Source organism: Vibrio sp. 1978 (assembly GCF_033344345.1).
The window spans coordinates 1-887 of record NZ_JAWPOP010000241.1; the positions used below are offsets into that span (position 1 = coordinate 1).

Below are 887 nucleotides of genomic sequence, written 5' to 3' on the forward strand. Positions count from 1 at the left end.
GCAGACTGGAATGGCTCAGAAACCCTAACCTTTACCGCCACCGATCCAAGCGGCGAGAGCGTTAGCCAAACGGTGAACTTCACAGTAGCGCCAGTGGCGGATATCGTGGCAGATAAAGCGACGGTTGTGGAAGATACGCCAACCATCATTAAGGTCTTAGATAACGACACGTTCGAAGGCGACGACAAAGTGGTGTCGCTGGATACCAATAACGGTCCAGCTAACGGCACGGTCTCGGTCAACCCGGATGGCAGCGTCACTTACACGCCAAACGACAACTTCCACGGTACAGACAGCTTCACGTACATCGTTACCTCCGGTGGGGTATCGGAATTCACCACGGTGAACATCGATGTCACGCCAGTGAATGACGCGCCAGTGGCAAAAGATGATACTGCTGTCACTGACGAAGACACGCCAGTGACGATTGATGTTCTGCCAAACGATACTGATATTGATGGTGATACGCTGTCGATTGAATCGGCGTCTGTACCTGAAGCACAAGGTAAAGTCGAAATTGTTGATGGCAAATTGGTGTTCACACCAGCTGAGAACTTCCATGGTGACGCTGAAATCACTTACACCGTTACCGATGGTTCACTGACTGACCAAGCGACGGTCAACGTCACCGTGAATGCGGTGAACGACACGCCTGTGGTTGAAAGTAGCATTGCAGACCAAACCTTGGCGGAAGACTTTACGCCATACACCATCAATCTAAATACGGCCTTCAGTGATGTGGATAACGTGGATGGCGAGTTAACGTTTAGCGTCTCTGGCAACAGCAACATTCAAGTGGCGATCGTCAATGGCATTGCTACGTTCACTCCAACCGCAGACTGGAATGGCTCAGAAACCCTAACCTTTACCGCCACCGATCCAAGCGG

Annotated in this window: 1 protein-coding gene; it reads left to right on the forward strand. The window is 51.3% G+C overall.

All coding sequences use genetic code 11. The features are described 5' to 3' along the window. On the forward strand, positions 1–887 hold an 887-nt coding region (locus tag R8N49_RS25795; RefSeq protein ID WP_318190292.1), incomplete at both ends, for a tandem-95 repeat protein.